We start from the raw sequence: 24,608 nt of genomic DNA, 5'->3' as shown, positions 1-24,608 counted from the left end.
AGCAATCCCCGCATATTTTGGTGGCGGATCCAGGTCTCTGGTTCCGCCACCATTTTACTTCTCCCGCATCTTTTGCGCTGGTGTATCTCTGATATCCAAGGTCCCGCACTTTTGCCAATCGAGGCTTTGGGCGATACTGGGCCGTTCCAGGCTCAGCGAAAGGACAAAAAATACAAGGAACATCGCCCCAGCGTCAATCAGCCCATTCTCCATAAATGAACGAACCAAGACGAATGTCAGCAGCGGGAGAAACAGCGTGCGGAGTTTGGCTGTTGACAAAACCATCATCACGCAGCTCGAGATCCACAGAACCGCTATCGCCGTTCCTGCAATCCCGCTTTGCGCCAGCAATGAGATCCATGACGAGTCGAACACCTGTTCTTCCCAGTACTGGCCTTCAACTTCAATAGTTTTCATGCTGAGCCCCGAACCGATCCAGCGTTCCCACGAATCCCACGGATAGTTCAGCACCACTGACCAGCTGATAGTGCGCGAATTCAGGGTCAGCAGCGAAGCGCTGTCGTCGCGCAGCACGATATTACGTAAAGCCGGTGTCAGTAACGCAATATAAAGCATCACCGGTATCCCCACGAGCGCGGTAATTACCGTTTGAATGGGGAACCGTCTCACCAGCAGGAGCATGATGCCGGCTGCTGCGGCTGCCCCGATCAACGCGGTACGTGATTCGGAGAGAAACAACAGACCAACCAGTAGCGCAAGCAGCACCAGATGCCACCAGTGGATTCGTGCCCGCAAGCCCTCATGCAAAAGCACCAAGGCAGGTAGGCCAGTGAGCAGTGAGATCTCATTTGGACTCAATGGCGGGATCCCGCCTGAAAGACGCTCACCTCCACCCAGCGCCAGGCCGGTAAAAGAACTGACCGCACCGATAATTGCCAAGCATAAACACAGGGCCAGCAGGGTTTGCGCGGTGGAAAAAGACCGCATCACCAAGACGATGGTCAGCGCCATCATGAAAATGCGCACTGCAATGACTACCGATGCCATGAGGTTGCCACCGGCCAGTGCACCAAGCACACTGATCAGCAAGATCAAGAACAAAAAGTTCAAGCTGCGAATGCCCAACGGATACCGAACCCCATGGCGTTTAGAGACCAGCCAAGCCCATATTAAAGCGACGGTTTGCATCAAAGCCTTGAGCACCACCACCGGGTCCATTCCGCCGGTAAAGAATGCTCCTTGCCTCCACGCGACGACGCAACCCACACTTAGAAAGCAGATGCCGATGAGGTGGAATACACCCGGAACCGAAGAATGGCCGTCCGGCCTGGAAGCGGTGGCGCCTAAGGATCTCCACTGCGCGGTGATCGAGCTACGCGAGACTATCGATTGGGCCATCGCAAGCCACCTGCCGTGTGCCGTGTCATCACCAGTCCGGTAGCCCCGGCCCGCACCGCTGAAAGATCTTCGATGACCGCCTTGAGCTTGCCATAGGTTGTTTTCTTCAGCTTTGCAGTGACCAATACGCAATCACAATGCAACGCCACCGCGGCTCCATCGATCGGTTCGGTATCCATGGTCGTCATCACGATCACGACGTCATAGGACGCTTCCAACTCCGAGATCAAGGATTCGAGTTGCGAGACCACATCAAACTTCCGCAGCGAAGGCTGTTTGGCGCCAGCTGGAAGCACCCCCATGGGAATCTCATGACGAACTTGCACGGCGGTGTTCAGGCTCGCCTGGCCTGTCAAAACCTCCGTCACCCCAAATTCATGGACCGCATCATCCCGCTGAGCGAATTCTTGCTCGTCTCCGTAGATCACTACCGCCTTTTTTCCCATGCTGGCCAGAGCTGTCGCAAATTGTTCGGCATCAAATTCGGAATTCTTGTTGGCGCTGAGTACCAATATCCTTTGCGGCAGGTGCCCGTCATTGGCGAGCAGCACATTTGAAATCAACTGACGATAGCCATTTGCTTTTCGTCGATTGCCGTGCTGGCCGTGGCCCTGTTCCCGGCAGACATCCCCCAATACGGGAAGCTTGATGATCCGCTCGGTGTCCTTGACCCGCAAGATCCGTGGATCGATCCGGTCCACTAATATCGCCAGCAACAGTCCGAAGCTCAACCCGGTCACCAGTCCCAAAGCCAAATTCAGCGACTTGCGTGGTGAGATCGTATCGATCGGTGGGGTGGCACGAACCGAAAGCTGAGCGGTAACCGTCAGTTCCTTGGGATTGACGTTTTCCAGTTTCTCAATATTCGTGGCAAGCACCGTAGCGGCAATATTTGCCAAATCCGCTGCTTGCCGTGGATCGGCGGCCTGACCGGTGACCGAAACAAGGACAGTCTCGCTCGGGTTGGTGGCGCTCAACGCTGACTTAACCGACTGGAAATCCAGTTCTTGATCCAGCTCGTCCACTACCTGATTGATCAGTAGCGGGTCGTTAATCAATTGCGGGTATGACCCCACGCGCTGCAGGGCGAATTGGCTGCGCGCGTAGGAGGTATCGCCCGGAGATTCAACTTGAATGAAGAGACTGGCTTTGGACTTGTATACCGGAGCCATCATCGAGGTGATCCCAAAGCTCACCGCAACACCAATCACGGTGGCCAATATAATCCATACCCAACGGGTACGAATCACCCGCAAATAGTCATTGAGTTCCATGGCCTGCGTTCCTGTGGAAAAGTGCGGATCCATGCGGTAAATTTCGCGCATTGGCCTTCTGGGCGTGGGAACCGAGGACGGGACCGTGACATCTGCACTCTTAGTCAAAGGAACGCACCTCCCGGTACCACTTGCCCAGTGCCAGCACGATGAACGCGAAGTTCGCGACCAGCAAGAGCGAATAGATGACTAGGAATCCCGGCTGCCAGAACATCAGTCCCAGCACCAAACACATCAAGCCGAAATCGGTGGGCAGCACCGCAAGCGAATAGAGCGGTGAGGATTTTCCCGAGCCCCGCAAGAAATGCGTTTTGGTCCCTTGATTGAGCCGGCGCAACTGATCGGTGAGAATCATCGCGAAGAATTGCACGCAGGCGACAACCTGAAAGCTCAAGGCCACTAGGTACCAGCGGTGGTCTAGGTCGGTAAAACGGTAGAAACTTACCAGCACCGCAAGATGCAGCAGCGCCGTCTTAATCGAATCAACCACATGATCCAGCCACTCGCCCGCCGGAGAACCACTGTCTTGAAGCCTAGCTAGCTGCCCGTCTGCCGAGTCCAAGGCATAACCGAGGACCAGTAACCCTGCAACACCGATTCCCTGCAGCCAGCTCGGCGCGAGGCCTGCTATCAGCGCAATGCCGCTAAACGTGCACAGAGCGCTGACCGCCGTCACTCCGTTAGGAGTCATATTCAATTTATAGGCGAGGGCTGCGAGCCTTCTCCCCAGTGGACGGTTGACATACCGCGAGTACGCCGGTGCTCCCTTAGAAGTTTTCTGGCGTTGGTTTAATTCCGTCAACGCCCAACGGTATCCCCCAGCATTTTGCAACATTGAGTCCCCCAATGACCCTGCCTGCGGAGTTTCTGCGGAACTATCGTCCCGACAGAACCCCCGACATTGTTTCCCTCATGGTTTCTTTGAACCGTTCGGGTGTGTATTTTTCTTCGTATTTTCGTTGCCCCTCGGCCCCCAAAGCCGAAAGGTCGTCCTTGGTGTTGCTACGCAGGATCTGTGCCAACGCTGAAACATCTCGCGTGGCAAAGATCCACCCATCCTTTCCGTGATTCACCACCTCTCCTGGACCGCCTGAATCGGAGACGATGGCCGCCTTCCCATGCCGAAACCCCTCGATCGGGACCAGTCCGCATCCCTCGACGGTATCGGTGGGAAGGATCATTGCGTCAACGGATTCAAACCAATCTTGCGGATTGTCGACCTGCCCAATAATCTTCACCGTTTCCGGCTTGGACACATGCCGGCTAACCAGCGCCGAAATGTCCACACCGTGCGGCCCTTCCGGGGCGGAGCCCAGGACATACAAGAACCCAGGACATTCGGCTTGCTCCCACGCACGCAATAACGTTTCGTGGCCTTTGTGCTCCACCCAGCGGCTGGCCACAACGTAGCTCGGGCGTTCGCCCGCGTCTCGTTCAAGCTGCAGCTTCCTTGGTGGGTTTGCGGGGTTCAGCCGCGCCACCGCGTTGTTGACCACGCAGACTTCTTGCTCTGCAAACCCGGTGCTTTGCGCCACCATCCGAGAGATCGCGATGCGTTGTTGGGTAAAGCGCGCCAGCCGGCGCAGGATGAGCGATTCGCCTCTTCCCCACGGTTCTTGGATATGCACCGTCGCCTTAGCAACTCCGGCGAGCCTAGCGAGGGGCGCCAGCAATAAGCACGCGCTGGTCATCAGGTACACCTGATCGGCGTGGGCCGCCTTGATCAGCTTGAGCATCCGCGGTGCGAGCCGCAGCATCCGGCCCAGTCCACGCGGGTTCAGCAGAGCCCGGCGCAGAATGGGCATATCCACGTGTTCAACGGCCACCTGCTGATCGCGGAGCATATGGTACAGACGCCGCTTGCCGTCCTGGCGATCCGTGGGCAGCCAAACCAAGATCTCGAAGTCCTCTCGGAGCGCATCGACCACTTGCACAAGGATTCGGTCGCTGCCGTAGAGCTCATCCGAGGAATGGATCAGCAGGAGCTTCGGGCGGTTTCCACTCATGGTCATGGCACCTCCGTAACTAGCAGATCGGCGAAGGAACCCTCGATCGGCGCGTTGGATGCCGAGCCGGAGAGATACACGCCAAGGCCAAAACGGCCCTCGGTTTGCAGGGCTGGGCTTGAATCATTGGCCATGATCTGCCAATCACCTGGTTCGCTGCCGCCGGTGTTGTAGACCTTCGCGCGCAGGATCGTGTCATCGGATCCGGTGATTTGGATCTTGACCTGCAGCTGTTCGTTGGCTCCGCCGGCAACCTGGCCAATCACGGTTTCCGCGGTCAGCGTGCTGGCCGATCCGTTCAGGACCCGCTCGAAGGTTCCTGCCACGTTCCCGTTGGACAGGGTGCGCAGCTTCAGCCGGTAGCTGCCGACTCCGACCACGTCGCGGACCATCACGTAGTGATACACGCCGCCACCGGTTGAGTTCTTGTCCTGGCTGATCTTCACGCTCAGCTCGGACTGCCGGGTTTCCACCGGCAGGTAGATCCGCGGTCCGCTGCTCGGACTCGCCATGCGGATTTGACCGACGCCGTTGCCCACCTGGAAGTTCGAATTGCTGCTGCTCGTGGCCCAGGCTCCGCCCTGATCGGCGGATCCCCATCCGTCGGTGACCGAACGGTCAAAATCATCACGGGCGAGTACCTGGGGCGTGCTGACCCCTTCGACTTGAACCGTCTGCGTCAAAGTGCTTTCTGCGCCGTCCTCATCGCTGACCGTCAAGGCGATTTCGTACTCGCCATCCTCGGCGTACTCATGGGTGGCGTGCACTCCGCTGCCGGCAGTCCCGTCTCCGAAACTCCAGGCATAGGATTCCAGCGCGCCATTGGGGTCCGCAGAATTCGAGGCATCCAGTTCCACCGTCAAGGCATTAACCGTGGCGCTGAAGGCCGCAACCGGCAGATCATTGGCGACATTGATGGTGTTGCTGGTACTCGCCGTAGCGGCATTGTCATCTACCAGCGTGAGCGTGACGGTAAATTCTCCGTCTTCGGCATACCGGTGGCTGGCTTGCTCTCCGCTACCGGTGCTGCCATCTCCGAAGTCCCACTGGTATTCAGCGATCGGAGCGTCGCCTGGGGTACTTGCCGAAGCATCTGCTTCCAGGGCCAGCCCGTTCAGCTGCGTGCTGAATTGTGGATTTGGTCCTTGCTCCGCGCCGATGCTGAGCGTCTGGGTGATCTGGCTGCTTCGTTCCCCCGCGTAAACAGTCAGGCTTACCTCGTAGGTACCGGGCTGCGCATAGGTATGCATGGCGGTGACGGTATCTGCGCTTGCCGAATCGCCGAAGTCCCATTCATAGCCGGTGATCGGGCCGCCAGCTTCCGGCGGTGAAGAGCTCGTGGCATCTACCGAAAGTACCAGCCCTTCAGTTGTCGAGGTAAAGGCGGCCTTTGGATCCAGTGCTTCGGCTGCGAAAACCTGCACCACCGAGGTGAGGCTGTGCGTCGCGCCGTCGTTGTCGGTGACCACCAAGGTCACCCCGTAGGCGTCGGTCGTCGCGTAGGTGTGCTCCGGGGTTGGCCCGGTGCCTGTCTGGCCGTCCCCGAAGTCCCAGGCGTACTCGACAATTTCTCCGTCCGAGTCATTGGACGCCGACGCATCAAATTGAACCGTCAGTTCATCGATAGTGCTGTCGAATAAGGCCTCCGGGGCCACGTTGGCTAGCTGGACGATGACCTCCTGCGTGGTGCTATCGGTAGCGCCATGCTCGTCGGTCACCACCAATTCCACTTGGTAGTTCCCTTCGGTGGTGTAGGAATGCTCCGCGGTGGCGCCGGTAGCGCTGTTGCCATCGCCAAAGTCCCAGGCATAGCTCAGGCTGCCGGCTTCGGCATCTGAGGAGCCAGAGCCATCCACCGTCAGGTCAAGCGCGTCCAGGCTGACCTGCATGGCCGCCTGCGGCGCCGCGTTTGCAACCACTAGTTGGGTGGTGGCGGTGTGCTCCAGGTCCTGGTCATCGGTGACGGTCAGCGTCACCGTGTAGCTTCCGTCTTCGGCATAGGTGTGGTTCACGGTTTCGCCGGTTTGCGGCTCGCTCCCGTCGCCGAGATCCCACTGCCAGCCGGTGATTGAGCCGTCCGGATCCGTGGATTCACCGCCGTTGAGCGAGACGCTCAGTCCGGTTTGCTCGCTCGTGATCACCGCGACCGGTGGCTGCGGCAGTTCTTCAACGGTTACCTGGCGGCTTGTGGTGGCGCTGCCTCCACGATCGTCGGTGACGACCAGCGTGACGGTGTACTCCCCTGCCTCCGTGTAGAGATGGGTGATCCCTTCGGTGCTGGCCGCTTGGGTGGTGCCGTCGCCGAAGTCCCACGCGTATTCGGTAATACTGCCATCGGTATCGGCCGAATCCGAAGCGTCAAACTGGACGTTCAGGCCTTGCGCGGTGTGTTCAAACGCTGCGCTGGGTGCCGTATTTGGCGCCCCGACGAGGGAATAATGCTCATCTACTTCGCTACCGCTCAGCGCCCGGGGGTAGATGGCCACCTCGTCGATGAGCCCGTCAAACCATTGCGAGGATGCTCCGGACCAGAGTCGGTCGCCGCCGATCCTCCAGAAGCCATTGTAGTTCTGGCCTGTGGTTTGCGGGTTGGTGGCCTTCAAAGCACCATCCACGTACAACTTCATGCCGTCGCTGTCCATGGATGCCACCACGTGATGCCAATTGCCGTCGTTATAGCTTTCGGTGGTCGTGGCCACGTTCTCCACTCCCGAATACGTGCCGAAGAGCAGGGTGCCGTCATTTCGCATGTAGACATGCCGGTCGTAGCTGGAGGACAGCCCGGAGGCCGCGTTGCCAAAACCGACAATTTTGCCTCCCCGATCCGTGGTTGTCTTAATCCACGCTTCGGTGGTGAACACGTTCGGATTACTCACCGGTGCTTCGGCCACCACCGCGGCATTTGCCGCGCCGAAGCCGAAGGAGTTGCCGGGCTCGAGAATGCCTGGCTGGGCCAGATTCACCGAGGAATCGATGTTCCCGTCCATCTTGAAAATCGTGGCGTCCTGCGCTGTTGCTCCGCTCGTTTCATCCAAACGCCAATACAGTGAAGGGTCATCGCCATAAACGCTCAGCCCATAGGCATCGGCCGGTGGTTCCGGAACGTCTGCGGTGCGACCGGTCGCTTGGAATAGCTGCAGGATCGATTCGGCATCCAGCTGCGAATCAAAGATCGCAATTTCGTCCAGGCTTCCGGTGAACGCGGTGCTGCTAGGCTGGTTTGGCCAGCCGTTGAGGTTGTCTTGTCCGATGCGCCAGTTGCCGGTGTAGACCTGCCCGCTGGTGACATCTGAGCGCTGCGCCACTGGAAGTCCATCGACGGATAAGGTCATGCCCTCCGCGCCGAGGGTGGCAACCATTTGATGCCATTCCCCGTCGTTGTAGCTTTCCGTTGAAGACACCAATGCGGCCCAGCCTTGCCAGGTACCGAAGTGCAATTTACCTGAATTGTCCATCCAGACATGCCGGTCGTAGCTGCTCGAGTTCCCGGTCCGGTTGTTGCCGAATCCCATCAGCTTGCCACCGCTTGTCGAGGTGGTGTTGAACCAGACTTGAGTGGAGAAGGTGTCCGGCGCCGGGGTGGTGCTTCGAGTCGACAGGCTTTGCCCGTTGAATCCGGCCGCGGCGTCCGAATCGATGATTCCTTCCTGCCCCAGGGCCAGTTCTTCGGTGGCATCCGCGTCAACGAATCCGCGGTGGTCATAGGCGACGGTTCCCGAGGTTTCGTTCAACGGATAGTGATCCACGGCACCCGCATCTTGCAATGCTTGGGTGAGCGGATGCGCACTGCCGTTTTCCACGGTTACCGCATCCGAGCGTGGACCGATGTAATTGTTCCCGGCAGGGTCGCTGACCCTGATGCGGTAGGTGTGGGTGCTGCCAACTTCCGCGCTGCTGTCACGGAAGCCCAGGGAGCTCTGCTTCCACCAGATCGATTCCATGTCCTGGGAATCCAAGGCGGTCAGGGAATTGTCGCGGAGCACCTCATAGGTGAGCTTCTCGTCGTCATAGTCCCACGTGGTTGGCCAGGCTACGCGCACGTTTCCGGCGCCTTGGGAGATCACCGAAGGCTTGAGCTCCGGGGTGTATTCCGGGCGCCGGTTCTCTGTGTTGGATCGCGTCGGGAAGACCGCCAGACCTTGCTGGTTGGTGTTGTTCAGCCGGGTGAATTCTCCACCCATAACCAGGTATTCGCCGTTGTTGTCCATGGCCCAGCCGCCTTGATACTGGCCGGTGTAGAAGCCGGTATTCACCGCTGGGTACCAGTGCAGCAACGTCGGTATTGGCTGGTTGCTCACCGGTGAATTATTCGACGGTGCCGTCTGGTCCACGCCCGTGGGGTAGATCGTCTCGGCCAGGGCTCGCTTCCAGATCATCGGGGACTCTTCCGGGAACCCGTTGACCGAGCTGCAGTCGTGGGCGTGCGGGGTGGAATAGAGGATATCTCCCATCACGCTGACCGAGGACGTTGAACCGTAGCAGTTGTCCAACCAGATCAAGTTACCTGTTTCATATGAGGCTGCGAATCGTCCGTCGAACCAGTGCCAACCCATGCCGTTGTTGGGCGCATAGATGACCCCATCTTCAAGCTTCAGGTCAACGACCCATGCGCGTTGGTTGTCGCTGATTCGCGCCGGCAGTGGATTCGAATTCCATTGCAGCATGTCGCCCGAGACGTTGTGCACCGCACCAATGCCAACTTTTGGCGTACCGTTCAGGGTCTGGAAGCGTCCGCCGACAATGACCCTGTCGCTGGAATCGGTGGCGATCACTCCATGCACAATGTCGTCAACCACCGGAGCCCAGCTCTGCAACCCAGCGTCACTGCGCGAGAGTTTTGCAAGGTTCCTCCGGCTCTGCCCTGAGACGCTGTTAAAAGATCCACCGATGTACACGGCGTCGCTGGTCACCGCCAGGGTTTCGATGCTTCCGCCCACGCTGGCGTTGAAGGGGGCCAAGGAGCCATTGGACGTATTAAAGGCCGCTACCTTGCTCCGCGCCTGTCCGCTGACGGCACTGAACTGGCCACCGGCATAGAACATGTTCCCGTCGGGACTGAATTCAATGTCCAGCACGGGAGCATTGAAGTTCGGGTTCCAATCAAGGATTTGCCCGGTGGTGATGTTGAAGTTCATCCCGTTGTTGCGTACGACCTCACCAGCCCCGCCTGCGGCCACACCGCTGGGACGCACACGGGTAAACGAGCCAACTACATAGGCAATGTCGCCGCGCACGCGAAGGTCCCATGCGACGCCATTGAGCTGCGGGCTCGCTATGAAGTCTGAGCTCACCGTCTGTGGCAGCTCGGCCTCCGGTTCGGCCGCTAAAGCCGCCGGAACTGCCACCAGGCCTAGGGTGAGCATTGCGAAAGCCGAGAACATAGCCAAGAATATTTTCCATGCCCGAGCCACACGGTGCTTTGCCACAACAAGAGTTTTCATGAGAACCGATCCTCTTTCTCAGGAGTTGGACCGGCTTCACGAGGCACTTCGGTTCCTTTCCTGTTACTAATCGAGACTTGCATTTCACGAACTAAGGCACCTAGTACCCAGCGGCGAATCGTATAGCCACCGGCGAGCGCGCCGAGCGCTGCTGCCCAGGGAACCCACCGGTAGTCACCGGTGACGAGAACTACTGTTGCCACCAAAACGAGCGACAAGAGGCTATCCAACAAACGCACCACAAAAACTGCCCGGGCTTTTTCGAGCACCGAAGCCAACAAGCCGTAAGGCGTGGCCATGGCCACGGCCATGGAGTAAATGAGCCAACCGGATACCGCGATGCCCGACAGCTGATGTCCGGTAATCAGCGGCCCGCCCCATGGCAGCAGCAGCAAGCCGATGACGGTGCATGCCACCGTGGTCAGCACCAGTCGCGTCACCGCTTGATCGGTGACGCGCAATTGCTGCCCGAAATTGTCGGAGACGTTTCGTGCCATGGACGCGAATAAGTATGAGCAGACTCCCGAAACCAGAAGCATCGCAGGGGCCGCATAAATGCGTGCGGCTTCCAGCGATCCGGCCGCGGTCAACGAGATCACCGCGACGACCAGCAGCCGGGTGAGCGTCAGCTGTCCCGGGCGCAGCCCCTGTAGTGCTGCCCGCCAGGAACCATAATTCGCGACTTCTCGCCAGGCTGCCGGGCCGGATACCGGTTGCCGCTCTGCGCTAGGGAGAGTGAACCAGCCCACGAGCAGCCCCGCGATCTGCCCCGTGATGATTGCTATGAGGAAGGACTCGATCCGGATGGTGCCCAGCCAGAAAATCCCGAGGATCACCGCCGCGGAGCAGCAGAGCACGGCCAAATCCATGATCGCGATGCGGCCAAAGGTCAATGTAGCCATGTGGTTTCGGCGTACCAGATCCTCCGCCACATAGCTGACGGCAGCCAGCGCGTACAGCGCAGCGGCACCCACGGTGAATTCGGTTCCGGCCAGGCTGAAGCCGAAGCTGGCGGCGCCAACCAGCAAGGTAAGCACGGCAAACCAGCCAACGAGCGCGGCCCGGATGCGCGAGCTAAAGCGGTCCAGGACCATCATCGAGTCGCCCACGAATCCCGAGACGATGCCCGTGGCCAATATGAATGCGCCATAAAGGATGGAAAATAGGCCCAACGCTTCGAGCCCGAGGAGCCTTGCGGCTAGCATCGTCACGGTAAAAGCCGCAGCCGACTGCGTGGCTTGGGCAATGGTTGCCGTACCGACACCGCGCAAGCGACCGAGGAGAGCAGAAGCGGCGCTCATTTCTTGTCCAACGTCGCGCTAAATATCATGGGTACATGAGTTGCGTCCAGATCGATATGCAGCTGCAGGCTCTTGGCGTTTTGCGGAATCATGAAGGCATAGTCGGTTTTTTTGCTCTCGCCGGCTGCCAGGACGCCGCTGAAGTCATAGGCTTCAACTTCTCCGTAAAGCGGCTGGGCGATGTCGCCCTCGGCAGTGACGGCGGTGATCAGCACCTGAGAAATATCGAGTTCCTGCTCGGCATGATTCGAGACCGTCACGGTGAACAGCGCATAAGGTGCGCCGGTGAAGTAGCCTGGCCCCTCGCTTTGAACCTTTCCTTGATCCTTGAGATCCACCGAAACTTCGAGCCGATCGGAGTACGTCCCGGTACCTTTTGAAGGTTTTTCGGAAACTGGCACCATCTGATCCGCGGAGACTTCCTTGCCTTCACGCGTAATCGTTGCCAAGCCATCGCCTTTGGCCTCATAAGCTACGGCCGAATGTTCATATGGCTCGCTCGGTTCGAACACTGGCTCTTCGGTCGGCACCGTGCTTGGCTCAAGTTGCTCCGCGGCGTCTTGCGGTGCCGGGGTTTGTTTGGCCGGCGCTTTTGTCGCTTCCATTTCAGCTGTGCCGGAGGCAGTCGTTGGCGGAATCAGCGCTCGTTGCTGTTCGGCCTGTGAGGCTTCGGCTTGGGCCTGTTGCGAGCGCAGCGTTTCCGTCGGCTGAGCGGTGCAAGCCGTCATGCCGAAGAGCGCCAGCCCCAATACGACGGCACCGCGGAGCGCCAGTTCCTGCGGTCGCTTGGCACCCCTTGGCGAGGAGCCGGTGGCAGCTGGGGGGCTCGCCAATATGGTGCGCGACTGGCGTACCACCGACTCCGCTTCATGGCCTCGGGACGATGCCTCAACATCACCGTGGCTGATGCTGATGTCGCCGGAGGCAAAATTCGTACACGAAATCTGTTGTGCCACGGATTCGGCAACTTTTTTCCTACTATGCAGATGGCCGATAAAGCTCAATAGCATGGTGATTCCCCCCAGAATCTATAACTTTCCCCATGTTGAACTCTAGAGATCTAATTACCCGCTTGGGGTGTGCATCGATACCTATTCGGCACCGTAATTACCTGCTCTAGTTGCCTTGTCCTTCGCTAGGGCGAGTTAACTAGCGAAGGCGACCACAAAGGGTCCCCATCGACAGCTTGTTTGCGCTCCGGAACTACCTTTGCTCTGCCCGCGACACGTACTTTTTCAAGGCAGCCAATTGGTCGCCCGGCACGTAGCCGGAGGCACGAATTTTCGAGGTATCCAATACTCCGTACGCCGGGCGTGGCGCAAAAGGAGATTTCGTCGATGCGTATTCCGCGGTAGTGGTGCTGCCCACACGCTGCGGATCTTGCCCGCATAAAGCGAAGATCTCCTGGGCGACTCGATACCAGCTCAGCGGCTGACCACCGCCTTGAATATTGTAGGTACCGTACCCGGCGTCTGAATCGATAAGATGCAGAATCCCCGCGGCCAGGTCATCGGCGAAGGTCAACCGGCCCACCTGGTCATCCACGACCAAAGGATCGATGTCGCTATGCGCTAGGCGAGTCATGGTATCGACGAAATTTGCGCCCTTGCCAACGACCCAACTGGTACGCACCAGGTAGTGCCGGGGTACCGAACCGACGGCTGTCTCTCCGGCGGCTTTCGACTGCCCATAAACACCCAAAGGGGCGATACTGCTTTCTTCGGCATAGACCTTGTCCATCCCGTCGAATACATAGTCCGTCGAGACGTGCACCAATCCGAGGTGGTGGTCTACGCAGCGCGCCGCCAGCTCCTGTACCGCTTGTGCGTTAACCTGCCACGCGCGTTTTCGCCCTGAGGGGGTTTCGGCTGCATCAACTGCCGTATAAGCGGCGGCATTGATGACATGTGAGTACGCGGACCAATCAAGTCGATCCAAGGATGCTGGATCGCAAAGATCAGCCTCCGCGCGTGCAAGCACATGCAGCCGTTGGTCGGAGGCCGCCCGCTGGGCTAGCGCCTGGCCGAGCTGTCCTCCGCCCCCCAGCACGAGGATTCTCTTGGCCGGCACCGGTGTTGCTTGGGACAGGTTCGGGTGTCCGCGGTCAGCTTCGGAGAGGATCGCTTGGGCCAATGGAACCGGCCAGTCAATCTTGAGCGTCGGGTCGCCAAGGTTTACGTAGCTATAGCGCTCCCGTGAAGTTTCGCTCCAGTGCTCGGTCACCAGATAGGTATACGCGGTGTGATCCTCCAATGTTTGGAATCCATTGGCTACCCCGCGTGGCACGAATACCGCTTGTCCGGGCCCGACCTGCACCGTGACCAATTCCCCAAATGACTCCCCTGGACGTAGGTCGACCCAGGCACCGAAGATCTTCCCCGTCGCCACCGACACGTATTTATCCCATGGCTCCGCGTGGAAACCTCGGGTGGTCCCGCGCAGTTCGTTGAATGAAATATTGTTTTGCACGGGCCGAAAATCCGGGAGTCCGGCGCCGGTCATCTTGGCCCGCTGCCAATTCTCTTTGAACCAGCCACGAGCGTCACCATGCAATGGAAGATCAAGGATCAGGAGCCCTGGGATGGCTGTTTCCGCGACGGTCAGTTCTGCCAATTGAGTGCTCATGAGCTTTTGACCCCTTCCACTAGTTGTTCCTGCTGAGCGTACTGTGTTTCGGTTGTCCCTTTGCTTGCTTCCCACCATTGGCGGTGCGTCGCATACCAGTGGATGGTGCGTTCGAGCCCCGAAGAAAAATCCTGGAATTCCGGTGTCCACCCGAGCTCTTGGCGCAAGGGCGTGGCGTCGATGGCGTAGCGCAAATCGTGGCCCGGACGATCGCTGATCCAGTCGAATTCTCCGGTTGGGCGCCCCATGAGTTCCAGTATCTGGCGAAGCACCTCAAGGTTATTTCGTTCGCCGTCTGCGCCAATCAAATAGGTGCGACCGGGCTCGCCCGCCTCCAAAATACGCTGCACCGCGCTTGAGTGGTCATGTACGTGGATCCAGTCGCGAACATTCGACCCGCTGCCATAGAGCTTGGGCCGCGCACCGGTGAGCACATTGGTGATCTGGCGTGGAATGAACTTCTCAACATGCTGATAGGGCCCATAGTTGTTGGAGCAGTTAGACAACGTGGCGTTGATGCCGAATGAGCGCACCCACGCACGGACCAGCAGGTCGCTAGAGGCCTTGGTCGCAGAGTAAGGGCTCGAAGGCTGGTACGGCGTTGTTTCGGTGAACCGCTGTGGATCCTCAAGTTCCAGATCTCCGTAGACCTCATCGGTGGAAATATGGTGGAATCTGGCACCGTGCTTCCGCACCGCCTCCAATAATTCGAAGGTTCCCAGGACGTTCGTACGCACGAAGGCCGTCGGCTCGCGCAAGGAATTATCGTTATGCGACTCGGCCGCGAAATGCACAACGGTGTCGTGTGCGGCGACGAGCCGGTCGACCAGCTCGGTGTCGATGATGTCTCCCACGACTAGTTCGACGCGATTCCCTGGAAGACCAGACAGGGATCCCCTATTTCCCGCGTAGGTCAACTTGTCCAATATCGTCATGGTGCAATCTGAGTGCGCCAGCAGATGCCGCACAAAGTTTGCCCCAATAAATCCGGCACCCCCAGTTACCAGGACCTTATTCATGAAATTCGCCTTACTTTGAAGAGTTGGTGGTTGATGGAACCGTCCCGCCGTGCGGACGGAGATGCGGCTACGCTCCCATTTGCTGCAGCCCAATTTCCTTGAAGTCCACGGCTAGGCCTGCTGGTTGGAGAGTCAACAGGTTGAGATATCCGGCAGCAATCGGCCCGGAAATTTCTGCCGACAGCGTCCCTTGGCCTGCTACGTCGACGTTGAGCCGGGTATCGGTTGCGGTGATTCGCAGCGGTATCCACTGGTTCGCCACGAACTTCAGTTGCCCCCTGCGGTCCAAGGCTTTTTGCCCGTTTTCGTGGGCTTGCCAGATGGAGGCTTCACCGGAACTTTCAAGCTGCAGATGAAAGCCGTTGCGTTGGCTCTTTTCGAAGGCGCGGTAGGGGGTGTCATTCGGCGTCCCGAACGACAAGCCGGCGATTTGCCTCTCGTCACCAAGCGTTGGCCAGCGGATCTGGGCTTCCAAAGCCCATCCGCCCTGGCGCAGGCTGGCCATGGATCCTAGAACGTAGCTTGCCTTGCGTCTACCCGGGAGGCGCAGCGCCCCCTGTTCGGGAAGGAACTCCGGTTGTGAATTCCAAGTCAGCACGTCGGGCAGGTCGCCCGCGGCGCGTCGCCCGGAGGCAAATGTGTCATGAGAGTCGACGAGTTCCACCGGCGTGCCGGTTACATAGGGAAAGTTCGAACACATCATGCCGGCGACTCCTTGCGCCCGCAACGACTGCATCTGGGACCGCGTGTGCACTTCCCAGACGATGACCGGCTTACCCGTGGACACCGCTCGATCGATGACCAACTCATTTGCAGAATCATGGATGCCGATGGCATCAAATTCGCCGGCCAGCTTTTCGATTTGGTCAAAATTCTGCGGAGCGAAGTATCCCCAAGTCAGGTAGTTTGCCTCCGCGGCTGCTCGATGGCTTGCCCCCGTCGCTTCCATTTTCCAGACCACCGACTCTTCGCCCACCGGCGAATCCTTGAGCGCTTTGAGCAGCTCCTCGGTGTTCTTGCCCGTTTTGTCTTCGATGAAGAAGGTCGCCTTGCCGGAGAGTTGCTCAAGCACATGCGGCAGCCGCGGGATCGGTTCGCTGGGGGTATACGGGCCCAGCCAGATCCGTGCGTCATTTCGGTACTCGGCGAGTTCCGCAAGCGTAAGGTCCTCGATCAGGACATCTTTTCCGCAGAGCCTTTCCAAACTCGGGTCGTGGTGGCAGACGAAGTATCCGTCTGCCGTGCGTTGCACGGATAATTCAACCGCCGAGGCGCCGTGCGCGACCGCCTCGCGGTAGGCGTGCATCGTGTGCTCGGTCCAGTTGTCTCCCGAACCTCGATGAGCGATGAAGAACGAGGCGGAGTCCAACAGATCTTTTGCGCCACGTTCACTGGCCTTGACCCCGTTCACGCTCGACACGCTGCTGCATCCGGCGAGGCTCGCGAGACCAACTACCCCCAAAAAGGTCCTGCGCGTCAGCAGCGTCCCCTGCCTTGCTAGCTTTTCCACAAACTCATCCCCCATCAGAGTTGTCGAATCATACTTCCCTTTGCCGGCCCTCGCCGGAGCAACAAATGCCTACTGGGCCAGCACCTCCAGGTTGTCGAACATTGCGGTATTCGGAGCGTTCGTAGCCGACCCCGACAGGTACATTCGCAGACCGATTCCCGCCGGAGTTTGCAATCCGGCGGCCGAATCGCTGGCCGTCACTTGCCAGTCGCCGGGCTCGGTGTCGGTAGCCGCCCAGACCTTGCCAGACAGTGCGCTCGGATTGCCTCCGGCGACCGCTATCTTTGCCATGAGCTTCTGCCCTGCCTCGTAGCCAAAGGTGGGCTGATAGTCCGTGTCAAGGATGGTTTCTGCGCCGTCGAGTACGCGCGCCAGCTGTATGCGCGCCCCGCCATCACTCATGAGATGGATCTTCAGGTAGTACTGGTTGGACGCGCTGACATAGCGCGGCGAGAAGTACAGGTAGGCGCCGCCGCCGGTCAAGGGCTTTTCCATCGCGACCTCCACGGTCGCGGTAACCTGTGCGCTGGCTAGCGGCGGGAGGTAGACCCGCGGGCCGGAACCCGGATTTATGGCGATCAATTTACCGACGCCATCGGAGACTTCGGTGGCGGCCGCACTCGTGGTGCGCGTCCACTCCCCGCCGATGTCCGCGGTTCCCCACCCGCCGGTGACCTCACGGGCGAAGGCATCGGCGGCCAATGGGCCGGCGGGCGGCTCGACCTCGATGCTCTGGCTCGTCGTATCGCTTAATCCCTCGGGATCCGTGACGGTCAGACCGATCTGGTAGGTTCCGGGCTCGGCGTAGCCGTGGGATGCGCTCTGGCCGGTGGCCGGCTGGCTTCCGTCGCCGAAGGTCCACTCATAGGCCAGCGCGTCTCCGTCTGGATCGCTGCTCGAACTTCCGTCCAGGTCGACGGTCAAGCCGCTGGCCGTGGCCTCGAAGGCCGCTTGCGGTGCCCGGTTGGGTTCCGGAGGCGCCGTAATGGAAACGCTGCGCGTGCGTTGATCCGTGGCCCCCGCGGAGTCGGTGACCACGAGTTCCACCTGGTAGTCCCCCGGCTCGGCGTAGCTATGCGTCGCGGTGCTGCCCGCGGCGGTGGCTCCGTCCCCGAAATCCCAGGCATAGGACTCGATCGTCCCGTCCGGGTCGGTGGATTGCGCGGCGTCCACCGCAAGGTCAAATCCGTCGACGGTGAATTCATACTCGGCTTGCGGACTGATATTCGCCGCCTGGCCGAGCCCGGCCTGGTAGTGGTTCGCGATCGTGGCGGCATCCAACTGCTTGTCATAGATGGCCACCTCATCGAGATATCCGGCAAAGCCGCTGGTCGGGGCGGAGTTCCAGCCTCGCACCCGGTCTTGGCCGAGACGCCAGAACCCATCGAGCTCCAACGCAGTGGTGGTGCTCGCACGGCTTGCTACCTGCGCGCCGTCAACATAGAGGCGCATGCCATCCTCGCCGAGGGTGGAGACCACGTGATGCCAGTTGTTGTCGGTGTAGATCAGCGGTGAGGTAATGACCCGCTTGGTTCCCCGCTCGGTGACCCCGAAGCTCAGCCGCCCGATGTCGTTGAGGTAGGTCAACCGGTCGTGGTCCGTTGAATTTCCGGTCAGCCCGTTGCCGAAGCCGATCAACCGTCCGCGCTGCGTTAAACCGGCCTTGACCCACAGTTCGGTGCTGAATTCCTGAGGTCGAGTGCGACGGGTGGTGTCTTGCACCGCGCCGCTTCCCAGGCGCAGGCTTTCCCCGGATCCCCCGTCAATCGCGTTGGAACCGTTCAAGGTTGCGCCTCCGGTGACCTGCGGATCGTCGCTGTGTGCGGCGTCGATCAGCACCGAACCATCCGCGGGGCTGATCGGCCAGTAGTTCACCGGTCCGTCCGCCTTGACCACCTGCTCATAGCCGCTGCTTGGCGTATCTTGTGCCGCGACGGTGATGTTCGCCGTGGCGCTTCGCGCCTCGCGTCCGTTGGGGTCGGTGACAAACACCCGGTAGCTATGGGAGCTGCCCGGAGCCAGCTCCTTGTCGATGTAGCTAAGCCCCTGCCTGCTCCAGAATGTTGAATCGGCGTTGAAGGTCTTCACCGGATTCGCGATGTTCCCGTCCCTGATTACCTTGTAGGTCAACGTCTTGTTGTCCATGTCTTCGGCGGCTTGCCATTGCAGGCGCACCTCTCCGGTTTGCGTTGAGCTCACGTTGACCTGGAAGTCCTGGCCAAATGGCAGCGGGCCGCGCAGGTTCGGTGCCTGATCGCTGAAGGTGAATCTGGTCAGCCCCTGCTGGCCTTGATAATTGGCCGTGCGGAATTCCCCACCGTAAACGATGTACTCGTCGTTGCCGGTCACGCTCCACGGCCCTTGGTTCTGGCCGGTATAGGTTCCGGTGTTCAGCGCCGGGAACCAGTTTTGCAGCTGCGGATGCTCCAGGCCTTCAAAGTTGGTATACCCGTGGATCTCACGGTCGATAATTCCCGTGCTCACCTTGCTGAAGCTCATGGCCCGTTGATAGGCCCAGCTGGGCTCTTGGGCAAAGCCACCGATATTTCCGCAGTAGTGCGGATGCCCGGCGATATAGACCTGGTCGCCGGCCGGGTGCACCGAGTAGGTGTCGCCGTGGCAGTCTTCGAGCCAATGGGTCTCAAGGTCGTTCCACTTGATGGCGACAACGCCTTCGAGCGTATTGGTGCGCCCGAAGGTAAAGCCGCTGGCGTAGAAGGTGTCTGCATCGCTGGCGATCGAAGTAATCGATCCGTTGTTTCCGCCGTTTCGGACGTATTCGGCGGCCGGGTAAGAGTATTTTTCGGCCGTATCGGTATTGATGACGGCCAATCCGCTGGCGTTCTCGGTGGTCGAGTTGACCTCGGTGAACTGCCCACCGATGGCAAGTTTTGTGCCGTCGGGAGAGAGCGCCAGGGAATCGACCTTTCCTCCGGTGACCACCGGGCGCATGGCCAGCAGGGCCGCGTCGCTGGCCCGCACCGCGGCTACCTGCTCGCGCCAGGCCTGTCCGAGGCGGAAGAAGCTACCGCCCAGGTAGACTTCGGTTTCGGTCGCGACGATTGCCCGAACGGAATTCGAGGGCTGCGGATCGAAGTTCGGGATTCTTGCGCCGCTTTGCGGGTCCAGCGCGACCATGCGTGTTGCGCCCTGGCCGTTCAATGCGGTGAAGTCTCCGCCCACGTAGAGCCGCGTTCCATCCGGAGAGGCGGCCAACGAAAGCACCTGCGCGTTGAAGTCCGGGGCGAAACCGCCAATCAGTTCGCCTGTTCGGATGTCGTAGGCCAAGATATTGTTCCGCGGTGTCTCCTGGGTCCCCGGCGCGGCACCGGCAGGTCTTGCGGTGCTGAAGCTTCCACCTGCGTACACCACGTCGCCGATGACTACCTGGCTCCACACCACGCCGTTGATTTGCACCGTCGGCAGCGCGTCGGCGGTCACCGTGACGGGGGTGGCAGGATCGTTTGGATCTGACGGTGAGCTATCACCCAGCGCGCTGGGCGCTCCGATAATTGTGATGCTTCCGGCCAGCGCGAGGGCACCGACCATGCCGATCACGCGTTGCCGTAGTTTGACGGCCCGTACAGCTTTCATCGTGTTACCTCACCCGCGAGTAGTTGAACTTCATCTGTACTGCCGGTCTCGAATTCGACGAGCACGTTCTCGATATCCGCGGCAGTGGCCGCGAAGATATACACGGCCTTGCTGGATTCCTCAGGCGCAAGCACTGGGTTCAGGTTCTTGGCGCGCAAATCGTTGAGCGCCGCGGCCGGGGTCTTCTCGGCTCCGTAGTACAGTCGCACTTGCGCTTGGGCCAGGTCCAGCCGTTCGTCGCCGCGATTGGTGACGGTGATTTCCACCAGCGTCGCGGGACCAGCTATTTCACCGATGCCATTGGCCTCGCCTTTGACAGATGCAATGCGCGAGATGCTCATTAGCGCTTCGGGCCCTGCGGCTACGGGCTTATCAAGTGCTACCTTCGAAGCAGATTTGGGATTTTTCTCCGCTGCATCGGAGTCTTTGCCGACCTTGAGTCCGCCCTTGGCCTTCTTCCACTCAGGCGGAGCCTTGCGGGGCTCAACGTCTGATGGCGTCTCGGTTTTGTCCTTGGCATTCGGATTTGCTGTTTGCTTCGCTGCACGGTCGCTGGCTCCCACTTTGTCGGGAACTCGGGTTTCACCCGTTGCTGGTAATTGCTCAGGCCCGTTTGTGCTTGGAACGCTAACCTGATTGGCCTGCTGTAAGGTGTGGTCAGCCGCGGCGCATCCGTTCAGCGCCAGTGCCGATGCGGATAGAACGATTGTCAGCACAGTCCAGCTTCTTGCTGGAGGTGTGGGCCGCCCCGTGCGTAGCCAGGTATTTTTCATTTCAATTACCTTAGGATCTTTGAGCAAAGCTGGTCTGGCATTGGGAAACGTTCAAGGATCCCAAGGCGATCCGTGCCCGTGAATCGGAGCTTAGATTGACGAGAGGAAAATACTCGAATTTTCTGCCTGCTGACTTGAAGATCCACTTTAGATTTCGCCACACGACAGGTGCCAGGCCAGCGACAGTCACATCGCGCAGGCTCGTGCTGAGACAGAACAGCTGGATGCCCCACGTGGTTCAGTTCCAAAGCGCGGGCTGCATATCCAATAATCATTAGTTTCCCCCAAGAAATAGCTCACAGAGCAAGCGGTGAAATTCCCCGAATAGCGACCGCTAGTCCCCACGAGCCGCAACTCCGTCGAATTTCTGACGGACTCTGCATCTTTCGAATATTAGCTACCGGTCATCGTGGTTCCCGGTTAAAGCTGAGTGAAGCCCCGCGAAGGTTGCGATCGTTGCGCACGCCTGCCATCGGAGGCAGAAATTATTGCTGGGCTACGGCGCGTAGGCGCTCAGCGGGTCCACATGGCGAGTGGTTGGTCCGGCCCGTAGCGATTCCGAAAGGATCCATGCGCACCGGTAACGGTCGCGCCACACGATCATAGGAATGTTTTTTGGTTGCACGCTATTCCCCCAAGAATCTCAACAACGCTATTTTTGTCCACAGAAAGTCCACGAACCCTAACGGCCCCACCCGTACAGCGCCCGATGCACTACTTCCAATAAGCTTCTTCTTAGACTAATTAACAGGATTTAAATTATCATGGGTAATTGGCTACTCATTCAGTGCATAAAATACTTGCCTCAGAAGAAAAACATTCCACCTTAAACGCCTGAGACAGCACGCCGGGTCGAGTCGACACATTACAGCTTGTTCTTAATGCTCTAGTCAACCGGCATAGAGAATAACCTGACCCAATATTTTCGCGTTTCCTGAACTCTTTCTCCATTACCGTACAATCCAATTCCGCCTCACATTTAGTGGTTTCCGTTGGTACCATCTGCGTATGAGGGGAATAATTTTAGCTGGGGGAACCGGGTCGCGATTGCACCCAATTACACAGGGGATTTCAAAACAGTTAGTACCTGTGTACGACAAGCCAATGATCTACTATCCGCTGTCGACTCTTTTGTTGGCAGGGATCCGGGATATTCTATTGATCACCACACCGAACGATGCGGAACAGTTTGAAACGCTGCTAGGCGACGGAAGCCATTTTGGGGCAAACCTTTCGTACGCCGTCCAGGATTCACCTGACGGCCTGGCACAGGCCTTCATCATCGGGCGCGAGCACATCGGCAACGATTCGGTGGCACTTATCCTGGGAGACAACATCTTCCATGGACCTGGTTTTGGAACAAAATTGCAGAACTACAACAACCGCCAGGACGGCGCGACCATTTTTGGCTACTGGGTCAAAGATCCGTCGGCATACGGCGTTGTCGAGTTTGATAGGGATGGCAATGCCATTTCCCTTGAAGAAAAACCTGAGAAACCGCGCAGCCACTATGCTGTTCCGGGGCTGTATTTCTACGACAATACGGTGATTGAAAAGGCAAGCACGCTCAAGCCGTCGGCGCGCGGCGAATTGGAAATAACCGACATCAATCGGCTGTACCTCGAAGACGGGCAGCTACAGGTCAACGTGCTTGCGCGCGGCACCGCCTGGTTGGACACGGGAACCTTCGATTCGCTCAACGATGCGTCCAATTTTGTGCGAACCGTCGAGGCTCGCCAGGGCCTGAAAATTGGGGTTCCAGAAGAAGTCGCTTGGCGTCAAGACTTCATCGATGATCAGGAGCTTCGCTCTCGTGCAGCCACCTTAGGCAAGAGCGGTTATGGCGCATACCTCAACGGACTGTTGGATCATGAATTCGTTGACCCCTGGCACTAAGGCATCGGCGCCCTTGCGGTGCTTGCCTGACATCGATTCGTACGTCATTGAATAAATATTTAGGTATCGGCAGTTCAATGTCTTGCAAGAAACAAAACTGTGCTTAAACGGCCATGGGCCGAGTCAACTTTCTCAAGTGACCCGACCCATGGCCAGTAATTCGCTCTTACGCGAGTAACCGCAAGCTTAGCGAGCTACGGAACCATCCACGTAGTCATCCGAAGAGGAATCGGAGATCCAGGAGAACAGCGAGCGCAGTTCGCGGCCGGTGGTCTCGATTGGGTGCTCTTCGCCCTTCTTGCGCAGTGCCTTGAATTCCGGGGCACCGGCCTTCTGGTCTTCCATGAAGCGGGTGGCGAAGGCGCCGGACTGGATATCGGCCAGCACAGCCTTCATGTTTTCCTTCACCTCTGGGGTGATCACGCGTGGGCCGGAGACGTAGTCGCCGTACTCGGCGGTGTCGGAGATCGACCAGCGCTGCTTGGCGATGCCGCCTTCCCACATCAGGTCGACGATCAGCTTCAGCTCGTGCAATACCTCGAAGTAGGCGATCTCTGGCTTGTAGCCAGCTTCGGTGAGAACCTCGAAGCCGTACTGAACCAGCTGCGAGGTGCCGCCGCAAAGCACGGCCTGCTCACCGAACAGGTCGGTTTCGGTCTCTTCGGTGAAGGTGGTCTCGATGACGCCGGCACGGGTGCCGCCGATGCCCGCTGCGTAGGACAGTGCCAGTTCCTTGGCGCCTCCGGTGAAGTTCTGCTCCACTGCGATCAGGTCGGGAATGCCGCGGCCTGCTTCGAATTCGCGGCGTACGGTGTGGCCCGGTGCCTTCGGAGCTACCAGCGCAACGTCAACGTTGGCCGGTGGCTGGATGAAGCCGAAGCGGATGTTGAAGCCGTGGCCGAAGAACAAGGCGTTGCCCTCTTCGAGGTGCTCGGCGATCGACTCTGCGTAGACCTGTGCCTGGACCTGGTCCGGGGTCAGGATCATGATGACGTCTGCCCACTTGGCGGCCTCGGCCACGGTGGCGACCTTCAGGCCTTCGGCCTCGACCTTGGCGCGGGACTTGGAGCCCTCGGCCAGGCCGACGGTGACGTCCACGCCGGAGTCGCGCAGGCTCAGTGCGTGTGCGTGGCCCTGGGAGCCGTAGCCAATGACGGCTACCTTGCGACCCTGGATGATTGAGAGGTCGGCGTCGTCTTCGTAGTACATATCAGCCACTGTGATTGCTCCTTAGGTTTTCTTCGAATAAGAAGTTTGTTATTGAAAGTTCTGTAATTTTGCTTGGTGCCGTTTAGGCGGAGAGGGTTTTCAGTGCCCTGTCCGACATCGACTTGGCGCCGCGTCCTACCGCTAGGGTACCGGCCTGGACAATCTCGCGGATGCCGAAGGGTTCGAGCACCGCCAGCAGCGCATCGATCTTGCCGGCATTGCCGGTGGCCTCGATGACCAGCGAGTCCTGAGCCACGTCGATGACGGAGGCGCGGAAGAGCTCGGCGGCCTGGGTAACCTGCAGGCGGGTTGCCGCATCTGCGCGTACCTTGACCATGATGTGGTCGCGCTGCACCGAGGTTTCCGGCAGCAGCTCGACGATCTTGATGACGTTTATCAGCTTGTTCAGCTGTTTGGTGACCTGCTCCAGGGAGTCCCCCTCGGCGTCGACCACCACGGTCATGCGGCTGATTCCCTCGATCTCGGTGGGACCCACCGCAAGCGAGTGAATGTTGAATGCACGGCGGGCGAAAAGGCTGGCGACTCGGGTGAGTACGCCGGGAACGTCTTCGACGAGTACCGACAACGTATGCTTTGCCAT

The 24,608-nt window shown here is 59.1% G+C and carries 15 protein-coding genes; 1 reads left to right on the top strand and 14 read right to left on the bottom strand.

Features of this window, described 5'->3' with window-relative positions:
- Nucleotides 1-54: 54 nt before the first annotated feature.
- The 12 genes from ACT3UQ_RS07385 to ACT3UQ_RS07330 all read right to left on the bottom strand — a co-directional run bounded on the left by ACT3UQ_RS07385 (nt 55) and on the right by ACT3UQ_RS07330 (nt 20,902).
- Nucleotides 55-1,359 (bottom strand): O-antigen ligase family protein, encoded by a 1,305-nt coding sequence (locus ACT3UQ_RS07385; protein WP_444636837.1) that lies wholly within the window; start codon nt 1,357-1,359, stop codon nt 55-57.
- Nucleotides 1,344-2,633 carry a Wzz/FepE/Etk N-terminal domain-containing protein gene (locus ACT3UQ_RS07380; RefSeq protein ID WP_444636836.1) on the bottom strand — a complete coding sequence of 430 codons (1,290 nt, stop codon included), beginning with the start codon at nt 2,631-2,633 and terminating at the stop codon, nt 1,344-1,346. Before ACT3UQ_RS07380 ends, ACT3UQ_RS07385 begins: the two co-directional genes overlap by 16 nt.
- Before the next feature lie 100 nt (nt 2,634-2,733).
- Nucleotides 2,734-3,324, bottom strand: a complete 591-nt coding sequence (locus ACT3UQ_RS07375) for a CDP-alcohol phosphatidyltransferase family protein (protein WP_444636835.1) — start codon at nt 3,322-3,324, stop codon at nt 2,734-2,736.
- Between the two features lie 184 nt (nt 3,325-3,508).
- Complete coding sequence (locus ACT3UQ_RS07370) at nt 3,509-4,639, bottom strand: glycosyltransferase family 4 protein (protein WP_444636834.1); 1,131 nt, start codon at nt 4,637-4,639, stop codon at nt 3,509-3,511.
- 2 nt (nt 4,640-4,641) lie between these two features.
- On the bottom strand, nt 4,642-10,080 hold the full coding sequence (locus ACT3UQ_RS07365; RefSeq protein WP_444636833.1) for a PKD domain-containing protein: 5,439 nt from the start codon (nt 10,078-10,080) through the stop codon (nt 4,642-4,644).
- On the bottom strand, nt 10,077-11,381 hold the full coding sequence (locus tag ACT3UQ_RS07360) for a hypothetical protein (RefSeq protein ID WP_444636832.1): 1,305 nt from the start codon (nt 11,379-11,381) through the stop codon (nt 10,077-10,079). The genes ACT3UQ_RS07365 and ACT3UQ_RS07360 overlap by 4 nt, the downstream gene beginning before the upstream one ends.
- Nucleotides 11,378-12,391: a hypothetical protein gene (locus ACT3UQ_RS07355; protein ID WP_444636831.1), complete on the bottom strand. Its 1,014-nt coding sequence runs from the start codon at nt 12,389-12,391 to the stop codon at nt 11,378-11,380. Before ACT3UQ_RS07355 ends, ACT3UQ_RS07360 begins: the two co-directional genes overlap by 4 nt.
- 193 nt (nt 12,392-12,584) lie before the next feature.
- Nucleotides 12,585-14,006: a sugar nucleotide-binding protein gene (locus ACT3UQ_RS07350; RefSeq protein ID WP_444636830.1), complete on the bottom strand. Its 1,422-nt coding sequence runs from the start codon at nt 14,004-14,006 to the stop codon at nt 12,585-12,587.
- Nucleotides 14,003-15,025 carry a dTDP-glucose 4,6-dehydratase gene (gene rfbB, locus ACT3UQ_RS07345; RefSeq protein WP_444636829.1) on the bottom strand — a complete coding sequence of 341 codons (1,023 nt, stop codon included), beginning with the start codon at nt 15,023-15,025 and terminating at the stop codon, nt 14,003-14,005. Before rfbB ends, ACT3UQ_RS07350 begins: the two co-directional genes overlap by 4 nt.
- Before the next feature lie 67 nt (nt 15,026-15,092).
- The gene (locus tag ACT3UQ_RS07340) at nt 15,093-16,535 is read right to left on the bottom strand and encodes a glycerophosphodiester phosphodiesterase (RefSeq protein WP_444636828.1); all 1,443 of its coding nucleotides are present in this window, start codon (nt 16,533-16,535) and stop codon (nt 15,093-15,095) included.
- Nucleotides 16,536-16,604: 69 nt separating this feature from the next.
- Complete coding sequence (locus ACT3UQ_RS07335; protein WP_444636827.1) at nt 16,605-20,129, bottom strand: PKD domain-containing protein; 3,525 nt, start codon at nt 20,127-20,129, stop codon at nt 16,605-16,607.
- Nucleotides 20,126-20,902 (bottom strand): hypothetical protein, encoded by a 777-nt coding sequence (locus ACT3UQ_RS07330; protein WP_444636826.1) that lies wholly within the window; start codon nt 20,900-20,902, stop codon nt 20,126-20,128. The genes ACT3UQ_RS07335 and ACT3UQ_RS07330 overlap by 4 nt, the downstream gene beginning before the upstream one ends.
- 1,008 nt (nt 20,903-21,910) lie before the next feature.
- Here ACT3UQ_RS07330 and rfbA point away from each other — a divergent pair.
- The gene (gene rfbA / locus ACT3UQ_RS07325; protein WP_444636825.1) at nt 21,911-22,798 is read left to right on the top strand and encodes a glucose-1-phosphate thymidylyltransferase RfbA; all 888 of its coding nucleotides are present in this window, start codon (nt 21,911-21,913) and stop codon (nt 22,796-22,798) included.
- 186 nt (nt 22,799-22,984) lie between these two features.
- Here the strand turns inward: rfbA and ilvC are convergent, their stop codons facing one another.
- On the bottom strand, nt 22,985-24,007 hold the full coding sequence (gene ilvC, locus ACT3UQ_RS07320; RefSeq protein ID WP_096288637.1) for a ketol-acid reductoisomerase: 1,023 nt from the start codon (nt 24,005-24,007) through the stop codon (nt 22,985-22,987).
- An 82-nt stretch (nt 24,008-24,089) separates the two neighbouring features.
- Entirely contained in the window at nt 24,090-24,608 is a 519-nt protein-coding gene (ilvN, locus tag ACT3UQ_RS07315) for an acetolactate synthase small subunit (RefSeq protein ID WP_096288635.1), read from the bottom strand.

This window comes from Glutamicibacter sp. AOP12-B1-11 (genome assembly GCF_052379245.1).
Classification (GTDB): domain Bacteria; phylum Actinomycetota; class Actinomycetes; order Actinomycetales; family Micrococcaceae; genus Glutamicibacter.
This window is presented reverse-complemented; position numbering and strand designations above follow the sequence as displayed.

Excerpts from the sequence above, each read along its gene's own strand:
- ACT3UQ_RS07350 (WP_444636830.1), bottom strand. The coding sequence starts at position 14,006 with ATGAGCACTCAATTGGCAGAACTGACCGTCGCGGAAACAGCCATCCCA.
- ACT3UQ_RS07360 (WP_444636832.1), bottom strand. The coding sequence starts at position 11,381 with ATGAGCGCCGCTTCTGCTCTCCTCGGTCGCTTGCGCGGTGTCGGTACG.
- rfbB (WP_444636829.1), bottom strand. The coding sequence starts at position 15,025 with ATGAATAAGGTCCTGGTAACTGGGGGTGCCGGATTTATTGGGGCAAAC.
- ACT3UQ_RS07370 (WP_444636834.1), bottom strand. The coding sequence starts at position 4,639 with ATGAGTGGAAACCGCCCGAAGCTCCTGCTGATCCATTCCTCGGATGAG.
- ACT3UQ_RS07355 (WP_444636831.1), bottom strand. The coding sequence starts at position 12,391 with ATGCTATTGAGCTTTATCGGCCATCTGCATAGTAGGAAAAAAGTTGCC.
- ACT3UQ_RS07330 (WP_444636826.1), bottom strand. The coding sequence starts at position 20,902 with ATGAAAAATACCTGGCTACGCACGGGGCGGCCCACACCTCCAGCAAGA.
- ACT3UQ_RS07375 (WP_444636835.1), bottom strand. The coding sequence starts at position 3,324 with ATGACTCCTAACGGAGTGACGGCGGTCAGCGCTCTGTGCACGTTTAGC.
- ilvN (WP_096288635.1), bottom strand. The coding sequence starts at position 24,608 with ATGGCAAAGCATACGTTGTCGGTACTCGTCGAAGACGTTCCCGGCGTA.
- ACT3UQ_RS07365 (WP_444636833.1), bottom strand. The coding sequence starts at position 10,080 with ATGAAAACTCTTGTTGTGGCAAAGCACCGTGTGGCTCGGGCATGGAAA.
- ACT3UQ_RS07385 (WP_444636837.1), bottom strand. The coding sequence starts at position 1,359 with ATGGCCCAATCGATAGTCTCGCGTAGCTCGATCACCGCGCAGTGGAGA.
- rfbA (WP_444636825.1), top strand. The coding sequence starts at position 21,911 with ATGAGGGGAATAATTTTAGCTGGGGGAACCGGGTCGCGATTGCACCCA.
- ACT3UQ_RS07335 (WP_444636827.1), bottom strand. The coding sequence starts at position 20,129 with ATGAAAGCTGTACGGGCCGTCAAACTACGGCAACGCGTGATCGGCATG.
- ilvC (WP_096288637.1), bottom strand. The coding sequence starts at position 24,007 with ATGTACTACGAAGACGACGCCGACCTCTCAATCATCCAGGGTCGCAAG.
- ACT3UQ_RS07380 (WP_444636836.1), bottom strand. The coding sequence starts at position 2,633 with ATGGAACTCAATGACTATTTGCGGGTGATTCGTACCCGTTGGGTATGG.